Origin of the sequence: Synechococcus sp. LTW-R (assembly GCF_014217875.1) — a bacterium.
Classification (GTDB): domain Bacteria; phylum Cyanobacteriota; class Cyanobacteriia; order PCC-6307; family Cyanobiaceae; genus Vulcanococcus.
The window spans coordinates 986,174-1,012,191 of the sequence record NZ_CP059060.1; the positions used below are offsets into that span (position 1 = coordinate 986,174).

The 26,018-nt window shown below is 61.6% G+C and carries 22 protein-coding genes, 2 tRNA genes and 3 rRNA genes; 7 read left to right on the top strand and 20 right to left on the bottom strand.

Features of this window, described 5'->3' with window-relative positions; translation table 11 throughout:
* The first annotated feature begins 89 nt into the window (after positions 1–89).
* Complete coding sequence (locus tag H0O22_RS05640; RefSeq protein WP_185187991.1) at positions 90–1,502, top strand: nucleotide sugar dehydrogenase; 1,413 nt, start codon at positions 90–92, stop codon at positions 1,500–1,502.
* A 24-nt stretch (positions 1,503–1,526) separates the two neighbouring features.
* Here the strand turns inward: H0O22_RS05640 and H0O22_RS05645 are convergent, their stop codons facing one another.
* The 3 genes from H0O22_RS05645 to psbP form a co-directional block, all read right to left on the bottom strand.
* Entirely contained in the window at positions 1,527–2,549 is a 1,023-nt protein-coding gene (locus tag H0O22_RS05645) for an NAD-dependent epimerase (protein WP_185187992.1), read from the bottom strand.
* 63 nt (positions 2,550–2,612) lie between these two features.
* Complete coding sequence (locus H0O22_RS05650) at positions 2,613–3,626, bottom strand: FAD-binding protein (RefSeq protein WP_255439563.1); 1,014 nt, start codon at positions 3,624–3,626, stop codon at positions 2,613–2,615.
* Positions 3,627–3,646: 20 nt separating this feature from the next.
* Complete coding sequence (psbP, locus tag H0O22_RS05655; protein ID WP_185187994.1) at positions 3,647–4,210, bottom strand: photosystem II reaction center PsbP; 564 nt, start codon at positions 4,208–4,210, stop codon at positions 3,647–3,649.
* A 116-nt stretch (positions 4,211–4,326) separates the two neighbouring features.
* Here psbP and recR point away from each other — a divergent pair, with 116 nt between their 5' ends.
* Complete coding sequence (recR, locus tag H0O22_RS05660) at positions 4,327–4,896, top strand: recombination mediator RecR (RefSeq protein ID WP_247911944.1); 570 nt, start codon at positions 4,327–4,329, stop codon at positions 4,894–4,896.
* A gap of 4 nt (positions 4,897–4,900) precedes the next feature.
* The gene (gene lipA, locus H0O22_RS05665) at positions 4,901–5,806 is read left to right on the top strand and encodes a lipoyl synthase (protein ID WP_185187995.1); all 906 of its coding nucleotides are present in this window, start codon (positions 4,901–4,903) and stop codon (positions 5,804–5,806) included.
* Here lipA and H0O22_RS05670 read toward each other — a convergent pair.
* The 9 genes from H0O22_RS05670 to lysA all read right to left on the bottom strand — a co-directional run bounded on the left by H0O22_RS05670 (position 5,803) and on the right by lysA (position 13,208).
* A complete protein-coding gene (locus H0O22_RS05670) occupies positions 5,803–6,174 on the bottom strand; it encodes a DUF1622 domain-containing protein (protein WP_185187996.1) in 372 nt (123 codons plus the stop codon). The two genes, lipA and H0O22_RS05670, sit on opposite strands and share 4 nt — an antisense overlap.
* An 11-nt stretch (positions 6,175–6,185) precedes the next feature.
* The gene (locus H0O22_RS05675; protein WP_185187997.1) at positions 6,186–6,830 is read right to left on the bottom strand and encodes a DUF429 domain-containing protein; all 645 of its coding nucleotides are present in this window, start codon (positions 6,828–6,830) and stop codon (positions 6,186–6,188) included.
* The gene (locus H0O22_RS05680) at positions 6,827–7,324 is read right to left on the bottom strand and encodes a hypothetical protein (RefSeq protein WP_185187998.1); all 498 of its coding nucleotides are present in this window, start codon (positions 7,322–7,324) and stop codon (positions 6,827–6,829) included. Before H0O22_RS05680 ends, H0O22_RS05675 begins: the two co-directional genes overlap by 4 nt.
* 2 nt (positions 7,325–7,326) lie before the next feature.
* Positions 7,327–8,268 (bottom strand): DUF952 domain-containing protein, encoded by a 942-nt coding sequence (locus H0O22_RS05685; RefSeq protein ID WP_185187999.1) that lies wholly within the window; start codon positions 8,266–8,268, stop codon positions 7,327–7,329.
* A gap of 5 nt (positions 8,269–8,273) precedes the next feature.
* Positions 8,274–9,188: a rhodanese-related sulfurtransferase gene (locus H0O22_RS05690; RefSeq protein ID WP_255439503.1), complete on the bottom strand. Its 915-nt coding sequence runs from the start codon at positions 9,186–9,188 to the stop codon at positions 8,274–8,276.
* Positions 9,185–10,087 (bottom strand): biotin synthase BioB, encoded by a 903-nt coding sequence (gene bioB, locus H0O22_RS05695; RefSeq protein ID WP_255439564.1) that lies wholly within the window; start codon positions 10,085–10,087, stop codon positions 9,185–9,187. Before bioB ends, H0O22_RS05690 begins: the two co-directional genes overlap by 4 nt.
* 80 nt (positions 10,088–10,167) lie before the next feature.
* A complete protein-coding gene (locus H0O22_RS05700; RefSeq protein ID WP_185188001.1) occupies positions 10,168–10,962 on the bottom strand; it encodes an isoprenyl transferase in 795 nt (264 codons plus the stop codon).
* Positions 10,959–11,726, bottom strand: coding sequence for a diadenylate cyclase (locus H0O22_RS05705; protein ID WP_370521508.1), 768 nt, complete (start codon positions 11,724–11,726; stop codon positions 10,959–10,961). The genes H0O22_RS05700 and H0O22_RS05705 overlap by 4 nt, the downstream gene beginning before the upstream one ends.
* 90 nt (positions 11,727–11,816) lie before the next feature.
* The gene (gene lysA, locus H0O22_RS05710) at positions 11,817–13,208 is read right to left on the bottom strand and encodes a diaminopimelate decarboxylase (protein ID WP_255439505.1); all 1,392 of its coding nucleotides are present in this window, start codon (positions 13,206–13,208) and stop codon (positions 11,817–11,819) included.
* Positions 13,209–13,242: 34 nt separating this feature from the next.
* Between lysA and H0O22_RS05715 the strand changes: the two genes are divergently transcribed.
* The 3 genes from H0O22_RS05715 to H0O22_RS05725 all read left to right on the top strand — a co-directional run bounded on the left by H0O22_RS05715 (position 13,243) and on the right by H0O22_RS05725 (position 16,838).
* Entirely contained in the window at positions 13,243–13,707 is a 465-nt protein-coding gene (locus H0O22_RS05715) for a GNAT family N-acetyltransferase (protein WP_185188002.1), read from the top strand.
* A 182-nt stretch (positions 13,708–13,889) separates the two neighbouring features.
* Positions 13,890–16,457 (top strand): ATP-dependent Clp protease ATP-binding subunit, encoded by a 2,568-nt coding sequence (locus H0O22_RS05720; RefSeq protein WP_185188003.1) that lies wholly within the window; start codon positions 13,890–13,892, stop codon positions 16,455–16,457.
* A gap of 285 nt (positions 16,458–16,742) precedes the next feature.
* Positions 16,743–16,838, top strand: coding sequence for a hypothetical protein (locus H0O22_RS05725; RefSeq protein WP_255439506.1), 96 nt, complete (start codon positions 16,743–16,745; stop codon positions 16,836–16,838).
* A 306-nt stretch (positions 16,839–17,144) separates the two neighbouring features.
* Here the strand turns inward: H0O22_RS05725 and rrf are convergent.
* The 6 genes from rrf to H0O22_RS05755 all read right to left on the bottom strand — a co-directional run bounded on the left by rrf (position 17,145) and on the right by H0O22_RS05755 (position 23,430).
* Positions 17,145–17,261 (bottom strand): 5S ribosomal RNA (gene rrf, locus H0O22_RS05730).
* Positions 17,262–17,408: 147 nt separating this feature from the next.
* Positions 17,409–20,284, bottom strand: a 23S ribosomal RNA gene (locus tag H0O22_RS05735).
* Between the two features lie 437 nt (positions 20,285–20,721).
* Positions 20,722–20,794: transfer RNA gene (locus H0O22_RS05740), tRNA-Ala, on the bottom strand.
* Positions 20,795–20,820: 26 nt separating this feature from the next.
* Positions 20,821–20,894: transfer RNA gene (locus H0O22_RS05745), tRNA-Ile, on the bottom strand.
* A gap of 174 nt (positions 20,895–21,068) precedes the next feature.
* Positions 21,069–22,553, bottom strand: a 16S ribosomal RNA gene (locus tag H0O22_RS05750).
* Together the 16S, 23S and 5S rRNA genes with 2 tRNA genes alongside form the textbook arrangement of a ribosomal RNA operon.
* Positions 22,554–23,121: 568 nt before the next feature.
* Complete coding sequence (locus tag H0O22_RS05755) at positions 23,122–23,430, bottom strand: hypothetical protein (RefSeq protein WP_185188004.1); 309 nt, start codon at positions 23,428–23,430, stop codon at positions 23,122–23,124.
* Between the two features lie 71 nt (positions 23,431–23,501).
* Between H0O22_RS05755 and H0O22_RS05760 the strand changes: the two genes are divergently transcribed.
* Entirely contained in the window at positions 23,502–24,401 is a 900-nt protein-coding gene (locus H0O22_RS05760; RefSeq protein ID WP_185188005.1) for an AEC family transporter, read from the top strand.
* Here H0O22_RS05760 and gap read toward each other — a convergent pair.
* Both gap and H0O22_RS05770 read right to left on the bottom strand, forming a co-directional pair.
* Positions 24,380–25,381, bottom strand: coding sequence for a type I glyceraldehyde-3-phosphate dehydrogenase (gap, locus tag H0O22_RS05765; RefSeq protein WP_185188006.1), 1,002 nt, complete (start codon positions 25,379–25,381; stop codon positions 24,380–24,382). The genes H0O22_RS05760 and gap overlap by 22 nt on opposite strands.
* An 83-nt stretch (positions 25,382–25,464) precedes the next feature.
* Positions 25,465–26,007 carry a hypothetical protein gene (locus H0O22_RS05770; RefSeq protein ID WP_185188007.1) on the bottom strand — a complete coding sequence of 181 codons (543 nt, stop codon included), beginning with the start codon at positions 26,005–26,007 and terminating at the stop codon, positions 25,465–25,467.
* Between the last annotated feature and the right edge of the window lie 11 nt (positions 26,008–26,018).

Sequence of the window (26,018 nt, forward strand, 5' to 3'; positions counted from 1 at the left end):
CGCCCGAGGCGAAATTCAGCGGCTTCTTCATCAGCTCCTGGTTCCCCCAGCCCGTTTGCCCATAGGCTTGCGCGAGGTTTTCTGAGCGCATGATCCGCACCATTTGCTGCATTGGCGCCGGCTACGTGGGTGGCCCGACCATGGCGGTAATCGCGGATCGCTGTCCCGAGATCCAGGTCACGGTGGTGGACCTCAACCAGGCGCGGATTGATGCCTGGAACAACCCGGATCTCTCCAAGCTGCCGGTGTACGAGCCGGGGCTAGATGCCGTCGTTGGTCGTTGCCGTGGACGAAATCTCCACTTCACAACCGCAGTCGACGCTGCAATTGCGGCGGCTGACATGGTCTTCTTGTCGGTGAACACCCCCACAAAGACGAAGGGTGTCGGCGCCGGGCAGGCGAGTGACTTGCGCTGGATTGAAGCCTCCGCACGCCAAGTGGCGGCCTGCGCTCAGGGTCACACGATCGTGGTCGAGAAGAGCACCCTGCCGGTGCGCACGGCCGAGACAGTGAAGGCCATCCTTAATGCCGCCCAAGGGGAGGTTGCGGGAGCGGGTACTCCCAAAACCTTCTCGGTGCTGTCCAACCCAGAATTCTTGGCTGAGGGCACCGCGATCCCCGATTTGGAGGCCCCTGATCGCGTCTTGATTGGCGGGGAAGACCCCGCCTCGATTGATGCGCTCGCCAGCGTCTATGGCCACTGGGTTCCTCAGGAGCGCATCCTGCGCACCAACCTCTGGAGCTCTGAGCTCTCCAAACTCACCGCCAACGCGTTCTTGGCGCAGCGCATCAGCTCGATCAACTCCATTGCCGCCCTCTGCGAGGCCACCGGCGCTGACGTCAATGAGGTAGCCCATGCCATTGGCGCTGATAGCCGCATCGGCGCCAAGTTCCTCAAAGCTGGCCCTGGTTTTGGCGGCAGCTGCTTCCAGAAGGACATCCTCAACCTGGTGTACCTCTGCGGTCACTACGGCCTCCACGACGTTGCGGCCTATTGGCAGAGCGTGGTGGAGCTCAACAGCTGGCAGCAGCACCGCATCGCTCAGCTGGTGGTGCAGAAGTTGTTCGGAACCGTGACCGGTAAGCGCATCGCTGTTCTTGGTTTTGCCTTCAAAGCGGACACCAACGACACCCGTGAAGCGCCTGCAATTCGCATCTGCCAAGACCTCCTGGAAGAAGGTGCCCAACTGGCCATCTACGACCCCAAGGTCCCCGAAACCCAGATCGCGTCTGACCTTGGTTGCCAGCCTCTGACCGCTCCCCTAGGCAGTCCCCTCAGCGGAGATGGCGTGTGGCACCGCGTGACCACACCTGCGGAGGCGGTGGCTCAGGCCGACGCGGTCCTGATCCTCACGGAGTGGACGAGTTTCGCGGAGCTCAACTGGCAGGACTTAGCTGGGCGGATGCGCAAGCCGGCTTGGCTGTTTGATGCTCGCTCCATCGCTGATCTGGCGGCTGCTCAAGCTGCTGGGCTGCAGGTTTGGCGCGTCGGTTGCGGCTGAATTCGCGGGCTCAAAGGCTTGGACTTAAGCAAGGCCAAGCAACTCCGGATGCGCTTTGACCCAAGCCGCAAAGTGCTCCAAGCCTTGATCCAACGGCGTGTTGGGTTGGAAGCTGACCCAGGCCTCAAGGGCTGAGGTGTCAGCGGCAGTGGCGATCACGTCACCCGGTTGCATCGGTTGAAAGCTCTTGATCGCTTCAACACCCAAAGCCTGCTCCAGTAGCTCGATGAAGTGCAGCAGCGGCGTGGGCTGGGAGTTGCCGATGTTGAACAGCCGATGGGGCACTGCGGCGGTGGCGGGATTGGGATCGAGCGGATCGAAGCCTGGATCAGCCGTGGCGGGTTTCTTCAGGCATCGGATCACACCTTCGACAATGTCATCGATGTAGGTGAAGTCCCGCTGCATCTGGCCCTGGTTGAACACCTTGATGGGCTGCCCATTGAGAATTGCCTTGGCGAACAGGATTGGAGCCATGTCCGGCCGGCCCCAGGGGCCGTAAACCGTGAAAAAGCGCAAGCCCGTGGCCGGCAGGCCATAGAGATGGCTGTAGGTATGGGCCATCAGCTCATTGGCCTTTTTGGTTGCTGCGTAAAGGCTCACCGGGTGGTTGACCGGGTGTTGCTCAGAAAAAGGCATCTGCCGGTTGCCGCCATACACCGAGCTGCTGGAGGCATAAACCAGGTGTTGGACGCCCTGGTGCCGGCATCCCTCGAGAACATTCCCGAAGCCATCCAGGTTGCTCTGGATATAGGCCGCCGGGTTTTCGATGGAATAGCGCACCCCAGCCTGGGCGGCCAAATGAACGACGGCCTTTGGTTTCTGGGCTTCAAATAAATCAGCGATCGCTGCGCCGTTTTCCAGATCCAGTTGATGGAACGACCAGTTGCCACCGGCAGCCTCTAGTCGCGCGAGGCGTGCTCGCTTCAGAGCCGGGTCGTAATAGGCATTGAGGTTATCGAGACCGATCACCCGCTCACCGCTCTCAAGCAGGCGCAGGGCCACAGCCGCCCCGATGAATCCAGCTGCCCCGGTGACCAGCACCGTCATTGGCTCTCCACGCGGTGCTTAAGATCGATCATCTAACACCTGCGCTTTATTTCCTGCTGCCCGTCATGAAAAGGAGGGCGGCCACACCTGCAACTGCTCCAGCTGCCGCCGCGCCGTAGCGCTGCCCGTCGCCAAGACATCCGCCAACAGCGGTGCCAGCAGGGGGATCTGGGCAAAGCCCCCGCTGAAGCCACTGAAGCCAAACAGACCCGGGGCCTCCGGCAGAGGGCCGGCCCAGGGTATCCCGGTTGTGGAGAAGGCCACGGGCACCTGATGCCAAACCCCCTCGGCCTCGGCCAGGCCCTTCGGCAGGGGGGAAGCGGCGATGGCCTTCCGCAACGCCTGATCCATCCCCGGCGGGGGGGCGGAGAAGGCCAACCCGGGGGCAAAGCAGCTGATCTGACCTAGCAGCGCCCCAGCGCCGCGGGGCACCAAACCGGCATCGACGACCGAGCAGGGTTGGTTGAGCTCCCCACTCCGCCGTTCAACCGCCGGGCGCTGGAACTGGGACGGAAGCTGCAGGCGCGCTGCCGGGCAGTGGGGCAGCTCGAGAACCCCTGCCCAGTTGCCGCGCAGGACCTCCGGCCAGGCGGGCCAGAGGCTGCGGCAGGCCGCCCCGGCCGCCAGCACGAGTTGCCCGCTGCGCTGGACGCTGCCATCGCGGCAGGGCACCAGCCACTGCCCTTGATCCCACTGAACCCGCAGCGCCTCTGTCGCCAGTAGACGCACGCCGGCCTGACGCAACACCTCCGGCAGGCGGGCGTGAAAGCGGGCGGTGTCGACCTGCGCGGCAGGCAGGGGAACCAAAGGCGCCCAGGGTTTACCGCCATGGAGCGCAAGGCGTGCCTTGCCCCAACCCAGCTCGCCGTAACGCGCCTGCAGCTCAGTCCAGAGGGTGGAGGCCTTCGCGGCTTGAAGCGCCAGTGCTGAGGTGCCCAGGGGCAAGCCCGGGATCACCCCATAGCTCCATTGCGTGGCGGATGGCGCTTGATCGGCGATCAAAGAGACCTCGACCCCGCGTTCCCGCAGGGCCAGGGCCAGCATACCGCCGGCTAGCCCGCCGCCAACGATCAACACCGCCTTCAACGGAGCCGCGATCAGATGCGCAGGGTGAAGGAGGTGATCACCTGATGGAAGAGGCCTTGAACCTTGGGCCAGCGCAGTTCGTTGGTGCTGGCGGCGAAGGTGTAGAGCCGGCCGCGGTCCACAACAACGGTCGCCAGCTCATGGCGATCGCGATCGGGCAGATGGACGGCGTACTCCAGGTCATAGAAGGTGCGACCGCCGTCTTCCCGCTCGCGAGCCTCCACCAGTTCCGCCTCACGGCCGCTGCCTTCTGGGGCAATGACGACGCGGCGCAGCTTCTCACCGACGGCCACGGCACTGCCGAGGTTCTGGAGGTCGTTGGTCTCGTTCACATCGGAGACCACCAGGCTCAAGGTCTCATCGGCGTTGATCAGGTCGTGGAAGACCACCTGGGGCCCTTCGGTGACCTGCACCCGGGTCCAGCCGGTGGGGTAGAGGAAGGCGTAGCGCCCGTCGGGGCTCTGGAAGGAGTTCAGGCCTGCCGCGGCCGCACTGCAGCTCACCAACACCAGGACCAGACCGAGGGCCAGGAGAGAACGCACTCCTCGGGAGATCCAGCGGGTCAGCACGGCCATTGATCGACGCTTTAGCGCGGCTATTCTCACGCGCCGGCGCATCGCTTGCGATGCCTCTTAGATTCTCGCCAGTTGCCCAAAGGGATCTGAGCGGCTTCACCAGACCCCTGGCACGGCTGATCGATCAGTTCGAGCGGCTCCCCGGCATCGGGCCTCGCACGGCCCAGCGGCTGGCGCTGCACCTGTTGAACCAGCCCAGCGAGCAGATCCAAGCCTTCGCAGACGCCCTGCTCGCGGCCCGCAGCCAGGTGGGCCAATGCCAACGCTGCTTCCACCTCTCCGCGGATCCCCTCTGCGAGATCTGCCGCAATGAAACACGCAGCACCGGCGTGATCTGTGTGGTCGCTGATTCCCGTGATCTGCTGGCCCTAGAGCGCACCCGCGAATTCAAGGGGAGCTATCACGTCCTTGGCGGGCTGATCTCACCGATGGATGGGATCGGTCCGGAGCTCCTGCACATCCAGCCGCTCGTGGAACGGGTGGATCGGGATGGCATCAACGAGGTCATCCTGGCCCTCACCCCCAGCGTCGAGGGGGACACCACCAGCCTTTACCTCGCCCGCCTACTGAAACCCTTCACCCAGGTCAGCCGCATCGCCTACGGGCTGCCGGTGGGTAGCGAACTGGAGTACGCCGATGAGGTGACCCTGGCGCGGGCCCTCGAGGGCCGGCGGCGGATGGAGTGACCCGATGAGCCGCTACAGCCAGGTCCCTCCAAAAGAACGGCTACCGGAATGGATCCGCACGCCGATCGGCAATGCCACCGAACTGGAGTCGGTGCAGGCCGTGGTGAAGCAGCAGCGGCTGCATACCATCTGCGAGGAGGGGCGCTGCCCAAACCGCGGTGAGTGCTACGCCTCCGGAACGGCCACGTTTTTGCTGGGGGGATCGATCTGCACCCGCAGCTGCGCCTTCTGCCAGGTGGACAAGGGACTTGCCCCCGAGCCCCTTGATGACCAGGAAGCCGAGCGCGTCGCCGAGGCCGTCACCACCCTGGGGTTGCGCTATGTCGTGCTCACCTCGGTCGCCCGGGACGATCAAAGCGACCACGGGGCCTACCTCTTCACCCGGGCCATGGCCGCCATCCGGGCAAGGAATCCACTGATCGCGATCGAGGTACTCACCCCAGACTTCTGGGGGGGCTACCGCGACGAAGCCGAGGGGATCGCCGCCCAACGGCAACGGCTGCAAACGGTGCTCGCAGCCCAGCCGGTCTGCTTCAACCACAACCTCGAAACCGTGGAGCGCCTGCAGGGCGAGGTCCGCCGCGGGGCCACCTACCGCCCCTCTCTCGGACTGCTGGCCGCCGCCCGCGAGCTGGCGCCGGGGATTCCCACCAAGAGCGGTCTGATGCTCGGCCTGGGTGAAACCGCCAACGAGGTGGTCGCGGCGATGCGCGATCTACGGGCCGTGGACTGCCAGAGGCTCACGATCGGCCAGTACCTGAGGCCCTCCTTGGCCCACATCCCTGTGGAGCGCTACTGGACTCCCGAGGAGTTCGACGAGCTCGGACAGATCGCAAGAGACCTTGGCTTCAGGGATGTCCGCTCCGGCCCCCTGGTGCGCAGCAGTTATCACGCGGCAAACCCCAGCTAGCTGCCGGGATGCCGATCCTCTTGGCGTAATTCCAGGGCCAAGAAGAAGTTCAGGAAGGTCCGAATCAAGGCCACCGCACCCAACTGGATCAGGGCATTGGGCTCGCGGCTGATGGTCGTCAAGACCACATCGGCTCCCAACTGAAACTCCAGCGCCAGGGCAACCCAGGAGCCGAAGGTGACCCGGGCCATCGTCACCGGCCCCCGTTGCACCAGATGGGGCGGGATCTCCCGCAGCCGCAACTTGCGGGCGCCGCTCAGCACAGCCACCAAGCCGATCGCCACGGAGATCAGCGAGAGGAACTCCAGCAGCTGCCGAAGCGCTTGGGCGGAATGGTTGAGCAGTAGCTCCGTCCCATGGAGATTCATCGCCCGAGTGTTCAGCCACTGCCCGCAGTGTGGCGCGCGCAAACGGGCAACACCAACAGCCCGCCACCCGGCTCGCCGTAGACGTCGACTGGGGATCCCTCGGCCAACAGCTCTGCGAAGAGCGCGCAGACGGCCGCATCAATCCAGTCAATGCTGCTCAAGCCACTCCGCGAAACACCAAAGCGCTCCAGCAGTGCTGAGCGCTGCTCGAGCTTCAGGGCGGCCTTCACCTCCAGCTGCGGGGAGAGGGCGATGGTGATGCCGTGGGGAAAGCTCTCAAAGCAGCAGCGAGCCTGCAGGGCTTGCACCTCACGGGCGATTGGCACCCCGTGCCCTTGCAGCGCCGCATAGAGCGCTTCACCGCGGAGCATCCAGCCGTAGAAATTGCTGCGGCTGGCCAGCGCCGCATCCCGGGTGGGCGTCGCGAAGCAATGAACGCCGGCGGCCAAAAGCTGACGCTCACAGAGGCGCGAGCGCTGCCCCGCCAGGGCCCAGCCGCAGGGGGCATCGATCGCGATCCGCTCCGCCCGGAGACACCAATGCGCCAACGCCTCCGCATCGGAGGTGTTGCGCTGATCCACCACGCGGCGGCCCTCCAGCAACACCGCGTGGAAACCCTTGCGGGCGCCACCCACATCGATGCCAGCGACGATCACAGCCGGCGGCTGACGCGCTCGAGCCCTTCGGTGATGTCCCCGCGCATCAGCAAGCCCGCACCACCCCAGACCAGGCGCAGGGGGAGATCCAGCGCCGCGGCCGCCACCTCACGGGTAGGCTCAAAGCCGAGCTGACGGAAATAACGGACCAAACGACGGTGCTGCTGCTCGTTGTCGCGGATCGCCAGCAACCGAGCGCTTCGGCAGGGGGTGGACTCCAGGGCCCAGGCAAAGGTGGCGGCCCAGATCAGGGGACTAACCCCCTGGGTGTCCTGCCCCTGAACGCGCATCGTGTCGAGCTGCAGGCCATCGGGCAGGGGCAATGCCCAGCCCTTGAGTTCGCCGAGCAACAGGGGTGGCTGTCCCTGCCGCGGTCGCGCCACCACCACCCGCAGGATCGTGACCGCCAAGAGCTGCTTGACCTGCAACCGCAGCAGCAGCCCCCGCGCCGTGGCCCGTTGCTCAATCTCCGTGAGTGACAAGCGTTCAGCCACGACTACCAGCGCTCCACCAAACAGACCGCATCCAAGGGCAAGGGCCCATACAGATGGGGGAAAAGCTCACCGCTGCCGGGTGCGGCCTCCGGTCGCACCGCGATGCCATGGGCCGCCAAGCGGGTCGGATCGATCACCAGCAAGCGCAGATCGCTGACATCGGCGTAGAAGCGCTGGTGAGTCCCCTCCAATTGATCCGCGTAGCTGGCATGGATGAAACCCACTTGCTCCAGGCTCTGGCCGCGGGTGGAGATTCGGTACTCCCCGAGCTGACGCGCCTGCTGCCAATCGGCGGCCAGGGCCAGGTGATACAGCCAACGCGGTGAACGCCAGCAGCGGCGCTCCGCCCAAGGGGAGTCCATCACTCGCGCCAACAGCTCGGAGCGCTCAAACCGCGTCAACCAGTCTTTGATGCCATCAAGAGCGGGCTCCGACGCGAAGCCATCCGGGTCCGCCAGGCGGAACTGGCGCACAAAGGGCAGCAGGGACCAATCCGCCAGGGTGGCCTGGGCACCGAGCAACCAACCCCCAACGGCGAGCCGCTGCTCCCACTCCCGCAGGATCACCAGCGCCGCCGCTCGATGCTCCATGGGCTCCACCTCGCCGTAGCGGTCGGGGTACTTGAAGCGATCGAGGTGCCGCTTGAAGGGCCCGTCGTTCTGCGCGATCAGAGCTGCGGTTGCAGCCTGATCGGCCTGCAACCAGCCCAGCGGATCGGCCTGCTCGAGCGCCCAGCGCATGATCTCGAGGCTCTCCTCGAGCACCGCCCCATCGGTTTGCACGAGCACCGGCACGGTGCCCTTCGCGGAAGCCTCCAGGAGCTCGGGCGCCTTGGCTTTTAAGGCCACCTCCCGCAACTCCACGACCTGCCCCGCCGCCGCCAGAGCCAGGCGCGCCCGCATCGCATAGGGACAGCGGCGGAAGCTGTAGAGAACGGGCCCCATCAGCCCTAACCGAGGTGCTGCTGACCGCGCTCGCGGGCCAAATGCATCTGGCGCTGGCGCTCGGCAAAACGCTCACGATCCGCGTCACTAAAGCGGTCGATGCAATGGGGACAGCTGATGCCTTCGCGATAGCTCGGCTCCAAACGCTGGGCCGGGGACACCGGCAAACCGCAGGCATGGCAGAGGCTGTAGCTGCCGGGCTGCAGCTGGTGATTGACGCTCACCCGCTGATCGAAGACGTAGCACTCCCCCTGCCAGCTGCTGCGCGCCTCTGGGATCTCCTCGAGGTACCTCAGGATTCCGCCCTGCAGGTGGTGGACGTTCTCAAAGCCCTGCTGGAGCAAATAGGCCGTACTCTTCTCGCAACGGATGCCGCCGGTGCAGAACATCGCAATCGCCTTGGGTTGTGTCTCTTCCACCAGCGGCCGCAGCGTCTGCTCGACCCAGGCGGGGAATTCCCGAAAGCTCTCCGTCCCGGGATCAATCGCCCCGGCGAAGCTGCCCACTTCGACCTCGTAGCGGTTGCGCGTGTCCACCACCAAGGTGTCCGGATCGGCGATCAGGGCGTTCCACTGCTCGGGTGGGACATAGGTCCCCACCTGCTCGGCCGGCTTCACCGTGGGGCAGCCCATGGTGACGATCTCGCGCTTCAGCCGCACCTTGAGCCGATGGAAGGTCTGCTGCTCCGCGCGGCTGAACTTGGCCTCAAGCCCCTCCAGGCCGGGCAGCTGCCGCAGCCGATCCAGGACCGCCGTCACACCGGCATCGGGGCCACTGATGGTGCCGTTCACCCCTTCTTCGGCCAGCAGGATCGTGCCCCGCACGCACCCCTGCTCCGCCAGGGCCTTGAGCTCCTGCTGCAGCGCCGGCAGTCCCTCCATGGCGGTGAAGCCGTAGAAGGCCATCACCAGGCTGCTCACGCCAGCACCTGCTCCTGCCAGGGGGTAACGCCCGCCAGGGCCATCAGCTGTTGATCGGCCTCCACATCGGGGTTTCCGGTGGTCAGCAGGGTCTCGCCATAGAAGATCGAATCCGCACCCGCCAACAGGCAGAGCACCTGACCCTCGCGGCTCATGGTTTCCCGGCCCGCACTCAGGCGAACGCGGCTGTGGGGCATCAGGATCCGAGCGACGGCCACCATGCGCACCAGATCAAGGGGATCAACGGCGGGTTGCTCCTCCAGCGGGGTGCCTTCCACAGCCACTAGGGCGTTGATCGGAACGCTCTCGGGATGGGGGTTCATCGAGGCGAGCACCTGCAGCAGCGAAGCCCGGTCGGTCAGGCTCTCGCCCATGCCGATGATCCCGCCGCAGCACATCGAGATCCCGGCCTTGCGCACCCGGGCCAGGGTCTCGAGGCGCTCCTCATAGGTACGCGTCGTGATGATCCGGTCGTAGTGCTCCGGGCTCGTGTCGAGGTTGTGGTTGTAAGAGGTCAACCCCGCCTCGGCCAAACGGGCGGCCTGACTGTCAGTCAGCATCCCGGCGGTGACACAGGCCTCCATGCCCAGCTCACGGACGCCGCGCACCATCGACAACATCGCCTCAAAGGGGGCGCCATCACGGATGTCGCGCCAGGCCCAACCCATGCAGAAACGATGGGCGCCGGCCTCCTTGGCGGCTCGTGCCCGGGCCAAGACAGGCTCCACCTCGAGCTCGGGCTGTCCGGCCACATCGCTGCTGTTGTGCATCGACTGCGGGCAATAGGCGCAGTCCTCCTCGCAGCCGCCGGTTTTGACACTCAACAGGGAGGCCAACTGAACCCGATACCCGGGATTGGCCTGGCGGTGCACCTCCTGGGCCTGCCAGAGCAGATCCATCAGCGGCAGCTCAAGAAGCGCCTGGATCTCAGCGGTGCTCCAATCGTGGCGCACCGAAAGGGAGGAGGAGGTCACGGGAGTCAGGAGGAGACGGATTCAACGCCGCCGAAGCGGCGTTGGCGGTTCTGGAAATCCATCAAGGCCGTCACCAGAGCCGTTTCATCGAAATCAGGCCAGAGGACGTCGGTGATGTGCAGCTCGGCGTAGGCCAATTGCCAGAGCAGAAAATTGCTAATGCGCTGCTCACCGCTGGTGCGAATCAACAGATCAGGATCCGGTTCACCGGCGGTGAGGAGCTTTGAGGCAAAGGCCTGCTCATCGATGGCCCCTGGCTCGAGCTCACCCCGGGCCACCTGCTCGGCCAACAACCTGGCGGCGCGGACCAGCTCGCGGCGACCGCCGTAGTTGGTGCAGACGTTGAAGCGAATGCCCGTGTTGGACGCGGTGCGATCCGTGGCGTCCTGAATCAGCTGCTGGAGTCCCTCGGGAAGTTGCTCGAGATCGCCCAGAAAGCGGATGCGCACCTGCTCCTGCTCCAGAGCCTTCAGCTCCTTGGCGAGGACCCGCTCGAACAGGGTCATCAGGAAGCTGACTTCTTCTCCGGGTCGGTTCCAGTTCTCCGTGGAGAAGGCGTAGGCCGTGAGCGAGCCAATCCCCCAGTCGCTGCAGAGGCGCAGGGTGCGCTTGAGCGCTTCAACACCCTCACGGTGCCCCATCACCCGGGGCAACTTGCGCTGACCAGCCCAGCGGCCATTGCCGTCCATGATCACGGCGACATGGGCTGGCAGGCGACCTGGGTCCAGCCCAGGCGGGAGGGCGCAGCGCGAGGGCCTGTTCCCTTCGACAGTGGGTGCAGTCGTCAGGGAACGACTCATGCGAGAGGCTCCGACGAATCTACGGACACGCTACGACCAGCACTTTTTGTTGCTGATTTGGGAGCCTGGGCGAGGGCCTCACTCAACAAGTCCTGCAGGCGAGAGCTGGTAATCGGTCGTTCCAGCCGGCCCTGCTTGGCCAACGAGAGGGTGCCCGTTTCCTCGGACACGACGATGCAGAGGCAGCGGTCAAACCGTTCGGTGATCCCCAACGCCGCCAGGTGGCGGGTGCCATAGCGGTTCAGCCCCTGGCGGGAGAGCGGCAGGATCACGCCGGCCGAAAGGATCCGATTGCCCTTGACCAGCACCGCGCCGTCATGGAGCGGTGTGTCTATCGCAAACAGGTTGAGCAGCAAATCAACCGAGAGCTGGGCATCGAGGGCAATGCCGGGGTTCAGGAAGTCCTCCGGACGCAGGTCGCTGCCGAGATCGAGGACGATCAAGCCACCGCGGCGGATCTGGGAGAGGCGGCCAGCGGCCTCACTGAGGACACCGACGGAGCTCGAGGCGAGCTTGTTGGCCCGTTGGCTGCCAAAGAGAACATCGAGGCGACCGGTTCCCAGCAGCTCCATCAGGCGCCGCAATTCCCCTTGCCAGAGGATGGCCAGGGCCAAGCTGCAGGCCATGACCAGGGCGTCCACCAGCTTGCTGGTGAGGGGCAAATTCGCGTAGCGCTGAACCACCCAGGCCAGGGCCACGAGCGTCAGGTACCCCCGCAACAGCCATAGTGTGCGCGGCTCGTTCACACGAGCCAGCACGACCATGCCAAGGGCGGTGGCCAACAGGAGATCCAGCACGAAGCCCAGCTGGATTCCCCCGATCAACCCGAGCACCCTTGCTCTATTCGCTGATTATCAGAGTACTGGCCGAAGGCGTTCGGGCAGAACGTCGTAGCGCAGCAATTCCTCTGGCAACTCACGGCGTTGCACCAACTCCGCCATCCCGTCATGCACCATCACCGCCGCGGGGTGGGGAATGCGGTTGTAGTTGGAGGCCATCGAGGAGTTGTAGGCGCCGGTGGCAAAGACTGCCAAAACATCGCCCGCCTGCGAAGGAGGCAGGGCCAGGTCCTTCAGCAAGACATCGCCGGACTCGCAGTGCTTGCCGGCCAGGGTGACGGTGTCGCTGGCCTCGGCCTCGGGGCGATCAGCCAGAACGGCGGTGTACAGCGATTGATACGTAATCGGCCGGGGGTTGTCGCTCATCCCGCCATCGACGGAGAGGTAGGTACGAATCCCGGGGATCTCCTTGCGGCTGCCCACGCTGTAAAGGGTCACCCCCGCGGTGGCCACCAGGGAGCGGCCGGGCTCACAGAGCAGACGCGGCAAGTCCAGCCCACGATCGTGGCAAGCAGCCGCGACGGCTTCGGCGACGGTGCGCACCCATTCATCAATGGACGGGGGGTCATCGGATTCGACGTAACGAATCCCCAAACCGCCACCGATGTTCAGATCGGAAACGGGATGACCGAGCTCACGGGCCAGCTTGAGCGCATCCGCCATCACCACCGCCAGGTCGCGGTGGGGTTGGAGCTCGAAAATCTGGGAACCGATGTGGGCGTGCAGGCCGGTCACCAGGGCCCAGCTGCAGCCCTTGAGGTGCTGAAGCACCGGCTCGAGTTGATCGGGGTCAAAGCCGAACTTGCTGTCCAGGTGCCCGGTGCGGATGTACTCGTGCGTGTGACACTCGATCCCGGGGGTGAAGCGCAGCATCAGCCGCACGGGCTGGCTCAAGCCGAGTTCAGCGAGCAGCTCGAGGTCGGACCAGTTATCGGCCACCACGGTGACGCCGAGGTCGGCGGCCAGCTGGAGCTCGTCGCGGCTCTTGTTGTTGCCGTGGAAGACGATGCGCTCCGGAGGCATACCCCCCTGGACCGCCGTCAGGAGCTCACCGGCGGAGACCGCATCGAGGCCAAGGCCTTCCGAAGCAACGACGGCGGTGATTGCCAGGCTGCTGTTGGCCTTGGAGGCATAGAGCGCCAAGGCCGAGCCGGGGTAGTGCGAGGCCAGAGCCTTGCGGTAGGCCTGGGCCGTGCCGCGCAGGGTGGCCTCGTCGAGCACATACAAGGGCGTGCCGTAGCGGCGAGCCAGATCGCTCAGGCCGCAGCCGCCCACTTCCAGCGCACCGGTGGGACCGACGGATGTGGTGACCGGAGTCAGGTTGCGGTTGGGGCTGCTGGTATCGCGATTGCTCTCAAAGGGCCGGTTGCTCACTTGGAGATCGGCTGTCGCCATCGAAGAAGTCATCGAGCGATCCTAAAGAGGACGCATCGAGGCCACCGTGGCGCCCAACACAGCCGATCCCTTGATCCGGCTCGCGCCCCTGCTGCCCGAGCACCTCGCCCCTTGCCTCGCCCTCGATCAAGCCGCCCTGGGGGGCCTCTGGAGCGAAGCGCAATGGTGCAGCGAACTCGCTGACTTGAAGCGACCAGGACGGGGGCTCTGGCGAGCCGACCAGCTCGTCGCCCTGGCCTGCGGCCTGCTGGTGCTCGACGAACTGCAAATCACCACCGTGGCCGTTGCCCCAGGACTGCGGCGTCAAGGCCTGGGACGGCAGGTCCTTCAGGCCCTACTCAGTGAGGCACGCAGCCAGGGCGCCTGCCAGGCAACCCTCGAAGTGGCCTCCGACAACGCGGCGGCCCTGGCGCTCTATGGACAACTGGGCTTCAGCACAGCCGGAATCCGTCGCGGCTACTACCGCAACGGAAGCGATGCCCTGATCCAATGGGTCGAAATACGCGACTGAGAGGCGGTACGGATTGCCGCCCTTTCCTGATAGCGAGAACCGGAAACTTTTGGCGGCTTCAGTGTGACGATCATGCGGGGGGATCGCTGTCGTGGAGCTGATTTCTGGACATTTGAAATCCATCCCACACACCCCCAAGCAACCCTGATAAATTGGGGGTAAATGCAGCCAGGCCCCGCCCCATGTTCGAGCGGTTTACCGAGAAGGCCATCAAGGTGATCATGCTGGCCCAAGAAGAGGCCCGCCGCCTGGGTCACAACTTCGTGGGCACCGAGCAGATCCTCCTGGGCTTGATCGGAGAAGGCACCGGCGTCGCCGCGAAGGTCCTGAAGTCCATGGGGGTCAACCTCAAGGACGCTCGCGTCGAGGTCGAGAAAATCATCGGCCGCGGTTCCGGCTTCGTCGCGGTTGAGATTCCGTTCACGCCCAGAGCGAAACGGGTGCTGGAGCTCTCCCTCGAGGAAGCCCGTCAGCTCGGCCACAACTACATCGGTACGGAACACCTGCTCCTGGGCCTGATCCGCGAAGGCGAAGGCGTCGCAGCCCGTGTTCTCGAGAACCTCGGCGTCGACCTGGCCAAGGTCCGCACCCAGGTCATTCGCATGCTGGGCGAGACCGCTGAAGTGGCCAGCGGTGGCGGTGGCGGTGGCGGCGGAAAGGGTTCCACGAAGACCCCGACCCTGGACGAATTCGGTAGCAACCTGACCCAGCAAGCCTGCGACGGCAAGCTCGACCCCGTCGTCGGTCGTCAGCACGAAATTGAACGGGTCATCCAGATCCTGGGTCGCCGCACCAAGAACAACCCGGTGCTGATCGGCGAGCCCGGCGTGGGCAAAACCGCCATCGCCGAGGGCCTGGCCCAGCGCATCAACTCCGGTGATGTTCCCGACATCCTCGAAGACAAGCGTGTCCTCACTCTGGACATCGGCCTGCTGGTCGCTGGCACGAAGTACCGAGGCGAATTTGAGGAACGCCTTAAAAAGATCATGGAGGAGATCCGTGGCGCCGGGAACGTGATCCTGGTGATCGACGAAGTCCACACCCTGATCGGTGCCGGCGCCGCCGAGGGCGCCATCGATGCCGCCAACATCCTCAAGCCGGCCCTGGCCCGCGGTGAACTGCAGTGCATCGGCGCAACGACCCTCGACGAGTACCGCAAACACATCGAGCGGGATGCCGCTCTTGAGCGTCGCTTCCAGCCGGTGCAGGTGGGCGAGCCCTCGGTCGAGGACACTATTGAGATCCTGCGGGGCCTGAAGGAGCGCTACGAATCGCACCACCGCCTCAAGATTGCCGATGAGGCCCTGGTGGCAGCCGCGACCCTGGGTGACCGCTACATCTCCGATCGCTTCCTGCCCGACAAGGCCATCGACTTGATCGATGAAGCCGGCAGCCGCGTGCGCCTGATGAATTCCAAGCTGCCCCCGGCGGCCAAGGAAGTCGACAAGCAGCTGCGCGACATCGAGAAGCAAAAGGATGAAGCCGTGCGCGAGCAGGACTTCGCCAAAGCTGGAGAACTGCGCGACAAAGAAGTGGAACTGCGCGAGCAGATCCGCTCAATCCTTCAGAACCGCAACGAAGAGAAGCCGGCTGAGTCCCCCGAAGCTTCAGCCGAAGCCACCACCACAGAGACGCCCGTCGCGGTTGTCGAGGCACCAATTACTGCCGCTGCCGAATCCGGTCCGATGGTGACCGAAGAGGACATCGCTCAGATCGTTGCCTCCTGGACCGGAGTTCCTGTCCAAAAGCTGACCGAGAGCGAGTCGGCCAAGCTGCTGAACATGGAGGAAACCCTCCACCAGCGCCTGATCGGGCAGGACGAAGCCGTGAAGGCCGTGTCCCGCGCCATTCGCCGTGCCCGGGTTGGCCTGAAGAACCCCAACCGTCCGATCGCCAGCTTCATCTTCTCCGGCCCCACCGGTGTTGGTAAGACCGAGCTGACGAAGTCCCTGGCGGCGTACTTCTTCGGCAGCGAAGAAGCGATGATCCGCCTCGACATGTCGGAGTTCATGGAGCGCCACACGGTCAGCAAGCTGATTGGTTCGCCTCCGGGTTATGTGGGCTTCAACGAAGGCGGTCAGCTCACCGAAGCGGTCCGTCGTCGTCCCTACACCGTGGTGCTGTTCGACGAGATCGAGAAGGCCCACCCCGATGTGTTCAACCTGCTGCTGCAACTCCTGGAAGACGGTCGCCTGACCGATTCCAAGGGCCGCACGGTGGACTTCAAGAACACCTTGATCATCATGACCTCGAACATCGGTTCGAAGGTCATCGAGAAAGGTGGCGGTGGCCTCGGTTTCGAGTTCTCGGGTGGCGATGCCGAAGAGACGAACTACAACCGCATCCGTTCCTTGGTGAACGAAGAGCTGAAGCAGTACTTCCGCCCTGAGTTCCTCAACCGTCTCGACGAAATCATCGTCTTCCGTCAGCTCAGCCGCGACGAGGTCAAGGAAATCTCCGAGATCATGCTCAAGGAGGTCTTTGCTCGGATGCAGGAGAAGGGCATCACCCTGACGGTGACCGAAGCCTTCAAGGAACGCCTGGTAGATGAGGGCTACAACCCCAGCTACGGAGCCCGCCCGCTTCGCCGCGCGGTGATGCGTCTACTGGAAGATTCCCTCGCCGAAGAGTTCCTCTCCGGCAGGATCGGCGAAGGCGACACCGCCCTGGTGGATGTCGACGACGACAAGCAGGTGGTTATCCGCAAGGACTCCACTACCCCTTCGATCCCTGAGTTTGCTTCGGTATAAGCAAGACTTTCTGCATCAAAAAGATCATCAAGCCCGGTCAATGACCGGGCTTTTTCATGCACGGGCCTGAAACATCAAAGCAGCGACAAGGGAAGATTGATCAGAGCCAGATAATGCAGGAGCAATGTCAAATAAGAGACAGATGAGCCATCGGAGAAGCCAGAAGTGCGCTCTCGGAGTCACTACAAATGAAGAAGACGGACAAGAAATCAAGCTATTCCTCCCACCAATTGGAACAGACGATCAAAGTACCTGGAGTTAAGTAGACAAATCACACCGGAACTGGTGAACGGTGATCCCATTACAGGCCGCTGCTGCGAAACACGCATCTGGCAAAAGCTGTATGGCAACTGGAAGCAGGTGCACGTGCATCGCTCCTGATTACGCGGCAATCTGAATGTCCTGATTGGAGTCAAAAAGCCGCTGGGTCCCGTGCTCCAGCGGCTTTCTCTTTCTTGGTGGATGCGCCGAGGTTGAGATCTTGGGGTGAGCGGCTCTTCCTCGAGCCGCACAACCGCAGCACTAAGGGATCAAAGTCTTGAGGCGAGGGGGCTCAGCTTGGATACTCACCTGGTTATTTCAAGCCAACAAAAAAGCCACCCTTAAGGGGTGGCTTTCTCGCCTCAACCCATGGCTCTCATCTTCAGAAGAGAGCGGCATGGATTGAGTTAGTGGAGCGAATGTTTTACCTGGCATCGACCTATTTTCTCAGGGGGCTACCCCCCAAATATCGTCGGCGCTACAGCGTTTCACAGCCGAGTTCGAGATGGATCGGAGTGGTTCCACTGCGCCATGGACACCAGGATAGATATTCGCTCTCAGGTGAACCCTGAGAACTGCATAGGTTACGAACAACTCTCATGCTTGCTTTCGCTTGCTTGAGGTTGTCGCTCTGTAATTCAAAAGCTCTCCACATTGACCTTGCGATCATTGTGTTTTGAGAGATGAGATTTGGTCAAGCCCTCGGTCTATTAGTACTCCTCTGCTTCACGCATTACTGCGCTTCCACATAGAGCCTATCAACGGGTGTTCTGCCCGTGACCTTACTGGCTTAAGCCATGGGAATACTCATCTTGAGGTGGGCTTCCCACTTAGATGCTTTCAGCGGTTATCCACTCCGCACATGGCTACCCAGCGTTTACCGTTGGCACGATAACTGGTACACCAGAGGTGCGTTCCTCCCGGTCCTCTCGTACTAGGGAGAAATCCTCTCAATATTCCTGCGCATGCACCGGATATGGACCGAACTGTCTCACGACGTTCTGAACCCAGCTCGCGTACCGCTTTAATGGGCGAACAGCCCAACCCTTGGGACCGACTTCAGCCCCAGGTTGCGATGAGCCGACATCGAGGTGCCAAACCTCCCCGTCGATGTGAACTCTTGGGGGAGATCAGCCTGTTATCCCTAGAGTAACTTTTATCCGTTGAGCGACGGCCCTTCCACTCAGAACCGTCGGATCACTAAAGCCTACTTTCGTACCTGTTCGACTTGTAGGTCTCACAGTCAAGCTCCCTTCTGCTTTTGCACTCGTCGGCTGATTTCCAACCAGCCTGAGGGAACCTTTGCGCGCCTCCGTTACCTTTTAGGAGGCGACCGCCCCAGTCAAACTGCCCACCAGATACTGTCCGGTTCCCGGATAACGGGTAACCGTTAGAACCCTAGCTCGCAAAGAGTGGTATCTCACCAGTGGCTCACCATCACCCACAAGCAATGGATCAAAGCCTCCCACCTATCCTGCGCATTGCGAGCCCGAGCACAATACCAAGCTACAGTAAAGCTTCATAGGGTCTTTCTGTCCGGGTGCACGTAGTCCGCATCTTCACAGACAATTCTATTTCGCCGAGCCTCTCTCCGAGACAGCGCCCAGATCGTTACGCCTTTCGTGCGGGTCGGAACTTACCCGACAAGGAATTTCGCTACCTTAGGACCGTTATAGTTACGGCCGCCGTTCACCGGGGCTTCAGTCGTTAGCTTCGCTTGCGCTGACCAACTTCTTTAACCTTCCGGCACTGGGCAGGCGTCAGCCCCCATACATCGTCTTGCGACTTAGCGGAGACCTGTGTTTTTGGTAAACAGTCGCCTGGGCCTATTCACTGCGACCAGCTCGCGCTGGCACCCCTTCTCCCGAAGTTACGGGGTCATTTTGCCGAGTTCCTTAGAGAGAGTTACCTCGCGCCCCTCGGTATTCTCTACCACCCCACCTGTGTCGGTTTCGGGTACAGGTAATCATGCCTTAACGGGTATAGGGCTTTTCTTGGAAGCTTGACGTCACCAACTTCGCTGCCGTAGCAGCTCGCACTCACGCCTCAGCTCAAGCTGTTTTCGCCAGCTCTCAACGCCTCGAACGCTTGGACCGGTAACCAACATCCGGATTGGCTAGCCTTCTCCGTCCTCCTTCCCAAAACATGATCAGTACAGGAATGTTGACCTGTTATCCATCGACTACGCCTTTCGGCCTCGCCTTAGGTCCTGACTAACCCTCCGCGGACGAGCCTGCCGGAGGAACCCTTAGGGTTTCGGGGAATGGGATTCTCACCCATTTTTTCGCTACTCAAGCCGACATTCTCACTTCTATGCAGTCCACGCCCGCTTACGCTAACGCTTCACCCCACATAGAACGCTCCCCTACCATTAAACAAGTTTAATCCGCAGCTTCGGTACAACACTTAGCCCCGTTCATTTTCGGCGCAGGATCGCTCGACCAGTGAGCTATTACGCACTCCTTTGAGGATGGCTGCTTCTAGGCAAACCTCCTGGTTGTCTCGGCAATCCCACCTCCTTTATCACTTAGTGTTGATTTGGGGACCTTAGCTGGCGGTCTGGGCTGTTTCCCTTTCGACCATGGAGCTTATCCCCCACAGTCTGACTGCCTAGTTACACACAGGGTATTCAGAGTTCGTCTCGATTTGGTACCGCTCTCGCAGCCCGCACCGAAACGGTGGCTTTACCCCCCTGCTGGAGCACTAGACGCTACGCCTCAACGTATTTCGGGGAGAACCAGCTAGCTCCGGGTTCGATTGGCATTTCACCCCTAACCACAGCTCATCCGCTGATTTTTCAACATCAGTCGGTTCGGACCTCCACTTGGTATCACCCAAGCTTCATCCTGGCCATGGTTAGATCACCCGGGTTCGGGTCTATAAACACCGACAATCGCCCTATTCAGACTCGCTTTCGCTATGGCTCCACCATTTCCGGTTTAACCTGCCAGTGCCTATAAGTCGCCGGCTCATTCTTCAACAGGCACACGGTCACCCTATGAGTAGGGCTCCCATTGCTTGTAAGCTCACGGTTTCATGTTCTATTTCACTCCCCTCCCGGGGTTCTTTTCACCTTTCCCTCGCGGTACTGTTGCGCTATCGGTCACACAGGAGTACTTAGCCTTACGAGGTGGTCCTCGCTGATTCACACGGAATTCCACGTGCTCCGTGCTACTCGGGATACAGCTAGCTCAGTTCAGTTTTCGAATACGGGGCTTTCACCCTCTGTGGCGCGCCATTCAAACGCTTCTTCTAACCTCCCTGATACACGTTGCTGTCCCACAACCCCGATAGTCGAAACTATCGGTTTAGGCTCTTCCCCGTTCGCTCGCCGCTACTTAGGGAGTCGTTTTTACTTTCCTTTCCTCCAGCTACTAAGATGTTTCAGTTCGCTGGGTTGGCTCGCGCCAGCCTATAGATTCAGCTGGCCGTTCTAGGGGTTGCCCCATTCGGAAATTCCCGGATCAAAGCGTTTTTCCAGCTCCCCGAGACTTATCGCAGGTAAACACGTCCTTCATCGCCTCTGTGTGCCAAGGTATCCACCGTGAGCCCTTTGTAGCTTGACCAATTAATCCTCCTAACGCTTCAGGCTGTTGAGGCCCATTCTCTCAGTTTTCTCTTAACCAAAGATCAGATTGCTCTGCTTCTCGATCAGTTAGAAAAAAGGATCAAACTCCCCGCTCCTCGGCGGATTGGGAAGAACGCTAGAAGGTCTCGGCTCTCAAAAATAGAATTATCAGGTCACCATTCACCTTGCGGTGAACAATGCTCTGATCTCTATGAGATGCTTTTGTCTTTCCAGACTCACCTATGCAGTTGTCAAGGTTCTGCTAAATCCTCTCTCTTTCGAGAGTGAATTCAGCATCAGCTCAATCTTGACTCAATCATGAATCAGCAATGAGCTGAGGCTGAATACATCTGGTTCAACCAGTGGATTCTCTGCGAACAACGTCTAGTCACCAACTCAGAAGCTCTTCCTGGCTTAGGAGTTCAGATATGTTAGTGGAGGTTAGCGGACTCGAACCGCTGACATCCTGCTTGCAAAGCAGGCGCTCTACCAACTGAGCTAAACCCCCAAATGATCCAAAACTGGATTTTGGAATGGGCCATCCTGGACTTGAACCAGGGACCTCACCCTTATCAGGGGTGCGCTCTAACCACCTGAGCTAATGGCCCAGGAAGTGAACCCTCTATGGGGTGACCTAGACAACGTTTAGGAACTAAAAATCAATCGTTGTGCAGCCTTACGACTCACAGGATTGAAGTTGAGGTACCGATCGACCTAAGGTGACAGGATTTCGGCCTAAGAATAAAAGTACTCAGGCATCAAAATCGTTGTTTGTCTCCCTGTTAGGAGGTGATCCAGCCGCACCTTCCGGTACGGCTACCTTGTTACGACTTCACCCCAGTCATCAGCCCCACCTTCGACGTCCTCCTCCACAAGGGTTGGAGTAACGGCTTCGGGCGTGGCCAACTTCCATGGTGTGACGGGCGGTGTGTACAAGGCCCGGGAACGTATTCACCGCAGTATGCTGACCTGCGATTACTAGCGATTCCTCCTTCACGTAGGCGAGTTGCAGCCTACGATCTGAACTGAGCCACGGTTTATGGGATTTGCTAGCTCTCGCGAGTTTGCTGCCCTTTGTCCGTAGCATTGTAGTACGTGTGTAGCCCAGGATGTAAGGGGCATGATGACTTGACGTCATCCACACCTTCCTCCGGTTTATCACCGGCGGTCTCGCTAGAGTGCCCAACTAAATGCTGGCAACTAACGACGTGGGTTGCGCTCGTTGCGGGACTTAACCCAACATCTCACGACACGAGCTGACGACAGCCATGCACCACCTGTCACTGCGTTCCCGAAGGCACTCTCTCGTTTCCAAGAGATTCGCAGGATGTCAAACCCTGGTAAGGTTCTTCGCGTTGCATCGAATTAAACCACATACTCCACCGCTTGTGCGGGCCCCCGTCAATTCCTTTGAGTTTCACACTTGCGTGCGTACTCCCCAGGCGGAACACTTAACGCGTTGGCTACGACACCGAGGGGGTCGATTCCCCCGACACCTAGTGTTCATCGTTTACGGCCAGGACTACAGGGGTATCTAATCCCTTTCGCTCCCCTGGCTTTCGTCCATGAGCGTCAGTTATGGCCCAGCAGAGCGCCTTCGCCACTGGTGTTCTTCCCGATATCTACGCATTTCACCGCTACACCGGGAATTCCCTCTGCCCCTACCACACTCTAGTCTGTCAGTTTCCACTGCCGAAATGGAGTTAAGCTCCACGCTTTAACAGCAGACTTGACAGACCGCCTGCGGACGCTTTACGCCCAATAATTCCGGATAACGCTTGCCACTCCCGTATTACCGCGGCTGCTGGCACGGAATTAGCCGTGGCTTATTCATCAAGTACCGTCAGATCTTCTTCCTTGATAAAAGAGGTTTACAGCCCAGAGGCCTTCATCCCTCACGCGGCGTTGCTCCGTCAGGCTTTCGCCCATTGCGGAAAATTCCCCACTGCTGCCTCCCGTAGGAGTCTGGGCCGTGTCTCAGTCCCAGTGTGGCTGATCATCCTCTCAGACCAGCTACTGATCGATGTCTTGGTAGGCCATTACCCCACCAACTAACTAATCAGACGCGAGCTCATCCTCAGGCGAAATTCATTTCACCTCTCGGCATATGGGGTATTAGCGGTCGTTTCCAACCGTTATCCCCCTCCTGAGGGCAGATTCTCACGCGTTACTCACCCGTCCGCCACTAACCCGAAGGTTCGTTCGACTTGCATGTGTTAAGCACGCCGCCAGCGTTCATCCTGAGCCAGGATCAAACTCTCCGTTGTAGATCAAATCCTATTGATCACTTTCGTGATCTCAATTTGACTTGCCTCACCCACAACTCGCGCTGGCGCACGGTCGCAGTTGATGCCACTTCCTCTGACAGAAGCGTTCAAAGAGTGCAAAACAAAATCTCTTTCGTTCAGACTTTCCAGGATCTCAGATCCGGTCGTTGCTCCACTTGCTGCACACCGACACAACCGTCAACCGTGAGAGTCGACAGATCGTGCAAGCAACAAGCTTCCACAACTAAAAAACTTTTGACGGGACCTCACACCCTCACTGCATCTTCGTTAACCACTCACCTCAGCCTCTCAGCCTCAGCTCGCGACTAACGCAGTGAAAGCGTCAGTTCCTAAACGTTCAGTTGTCCAGGTGCTCCGATCGCCACACGCTTCTCAGCTCGACCCTCTCAGGTCTTTCGGGCTCTCGGTCCGCGGCCTCGCGACCGCTTGTTGAACTTACATCACCGAGTTCCCTCGGCTTTCAGTTCACCGCCCGTGATCTCGCGATCGCTGAGCGCTACGGAAACATACCAGAGCCGCTGTCGCCTCCGCTACCGATCGGCGTCGTTCAGATGTCCTCGCCAGACTCCGGATCGGAGAGGAAGGTCTCCAAGGTCGTCAGCAGGAGGGCCAAGGCTGAATGACGCTCCAGATCCGCTCCAATGACATGGTCCAGCCACTGCCCTGAGAGCTGTTCGATCTGGGAGAACAGGGCCTGTCCCTCCCGAAGCCGTTCCATCACCCGATCAACGTTCGCCTCATCGGTTTCCGGCAGGGGACCCACGACATATCGGCGTCCGTCATCCCCCACATAGGTGAGGTTGCCGTCCGAATCAAAGATCGGAACCGCATGGGGTGTGATCGGTCTGTCGTCCACAGCTCCCCCAGCACCGGCTAACCCCTGGTTAGCTCTGCCCAGGAGCTGCGGCAACCTGCCAGGCTGCGGCCATGGTGCGTCTGCTGCTGGAACTCGCCCCATGCCTTCTGGCTGGGGTCTGGCTGGGCCGACGTTTTCCAGGACTTCCGGGCCAACTTGCCCCCGCTCTCCTGCGGTGGGGCATGCCCTTGAGCCTGACCGGACTACTGCTGAAAAGCGGTATGCCCCTCAGCAGCATCCCCATGGCTGGGCTGATTGCAGCGATCACCAGCGGCGGCCTACTCCTCTGCCTCCAGCTCCCGTCGCTCCTGCCGAGCCGCAGCCTCCAGCTGGGGGCCATCGTCGGCAACACCGGTTACTTCGGTCTGCCGTTGGCCATCGCCCTCCTGCCCAGCGAGGCCCTCGGCTTCAGCGTCATCTATGACCTCATCGGCACCTTGATCACCTGGAGCGCAGGCCCCCTCCTGCTCTCGCCTGATCAGAGCAGGCCCAGTGCTCTCTCCTTACTCAAGACGCCGGTCGTCCAGGCCCTGCTGCTAGCGCTCCCGCTGGGGCTCACCCCTTGGGGAACCGTCCTTGGGCAGTGGCTCTGGCTTCCGGCCAGGCTGGTGCTCTGGCTGCTCCTGTTGTTGGTGGGCATGCGTCTAGGGCTTGTCCTCCAGCGGATCCATCGGGACGACGACAGACAGCGCCTGTCGCTCCACGCCGCCCTCGCCATCAAGATCTTGGCACTACCGGCAGTGATGGCCCTGGCAACCAGCCTGCTGCACCTGCCCGAGCTGATGCGGCAAGCCCTGGTACTACAAGCCGCCGCCCCGACGGCCATGTCCGTGCTGCTGCTCGCCGAAGCCGCTGACGCCCAAAACAACAGTGATAAGGAGACCCTGCCCGCCGCCCGATTGGTGCTCTGGAGCAGCGGGCTCTCGCTGATCAGCCTGCCGCTCTGGTTTCAGCTCACCGCGGCCATGTGACGGATCAGGTCAATGCACTTGCAGCTGTAGGCCCACTCGTTGTCGTACCAGGACACCAACTTCATAAAGGTGTCGCTCAGGGCCATGCCCGCGCCGGCATCGAAGACCGAGGTGCAGCTTTCCCCAAGGAAATCGTTGGAGACCACGTGGTCCTCCGTATATCCGAGGACGCCCTTCAGTTCCCCCTCTGAAGCGGACTTCATGGCGGCCTTGACCTCCTCGTAGCTGGCGGACTTGGCCAGGTTCACGGTGAGGTCCACCACCGAGACATCCGGGGTGGGCACCCGGAAGGCCATCCCGGTGAGCTTGCCGTTGAGTTCGGGGATGACCCGGCCGACAGCCCTCGCGGCACCGGTGGAGCTGGGGATGATGCTCTGGCCAGCCCCGCGGCCGCCGCGCCAGTCCTTCAGCGAGGGGCTATCCACCGGTTTTTGGGTGGCCGTCGTGGCATGGACGGTGCTCATCAGGCCACTGACAATGCCGAAGTTGTCGTGGACGACCTTGGCCAGGGGCGCAAGGCAGTTGGTCGTGCAGCTGGCGTTGGAGACAATGTCCTGGCCGCTGTAGGTGCTGTGGTTGACCCCCATCACGAACATCGGGGTCTCGTCCTTGGAGGGGGCGCTCATCACCACCCGCTTCGCGCCAGCCTGAAGGTGGGTGCGCGCCAGGGGATCCGTCAGGAAGAAACCCGTGCTCTCCAGCACCGTGTCGACACCAATGGCATCCCACTTCAAATTGCTTGGATCGCGCTCCGCCGTGATCCGGATGACCTGTCCATCCACCACCAACTGGCCGTTCTCGACCTTGACCTCGCCCTTGAAGCGGCCGTGGGTGGAGTCGTAGCGAAGCAGATAGGCCAGGTAATCGACATCAATCAGGTCATTGATGCCGGCGACCTCAACTCCGGGCGTCGCCATCGCCCGCCGGAAGGCCAGGCGACCAATGCGACCAAAACCATTGATGCCAATCCGGATGGTCAAGGAAACAGGCCCGAATGCCGGTCCCTAATACAGCCAGTGCTCCGGATCTGTCTATGAAAAGACAGCAGACCTAGATCAAACGCTCAGCCCTCCTTGGGCCCCGCTTCAAATTGATCTGTCAGCAAACGCCGCTGGTATTCCGCCGTCAGGGCATTGAGGTGCTCAACCGCTGCCGCTTCCATCTCCTCATCGATCTGATCAAAAGCCGAGCCCTCCGGGACCGTGATCCCGAGCACCAGTGCCAACGCGTCGAACAAACGCACCTGGTCGTTCTGCCAGGCCTGGTAGTCACCGGCGACCTCGATCAAGGCGTCCTGCTCGACCGTTCCGCGATCCACCTCCGTGCGGATCGTCTGGATCTGGGCCAGCCGCGCAGAACTAACCACCGCGTGAGCGGCACCCAGGGCCGCCAAGGCATCGCTGGCTTCACGCTTCAGGACGCTCAGGTCCCGGTTGCGCACGGCCTTATCAATCGTCAGGGGGGAACGCAGGCCCGGCATCTGACTGACCGCAGAGCGCTTCTGGGGCGTCGGGGCCGGACGAATCGCTGCGGTCGCGGGTTTCAAGGCTTGCCCCCAACGAATCAGGGCATTCCCCAAGCGCCGTCTCCAACCCCGTCTTGCCATTCGACGCCGAC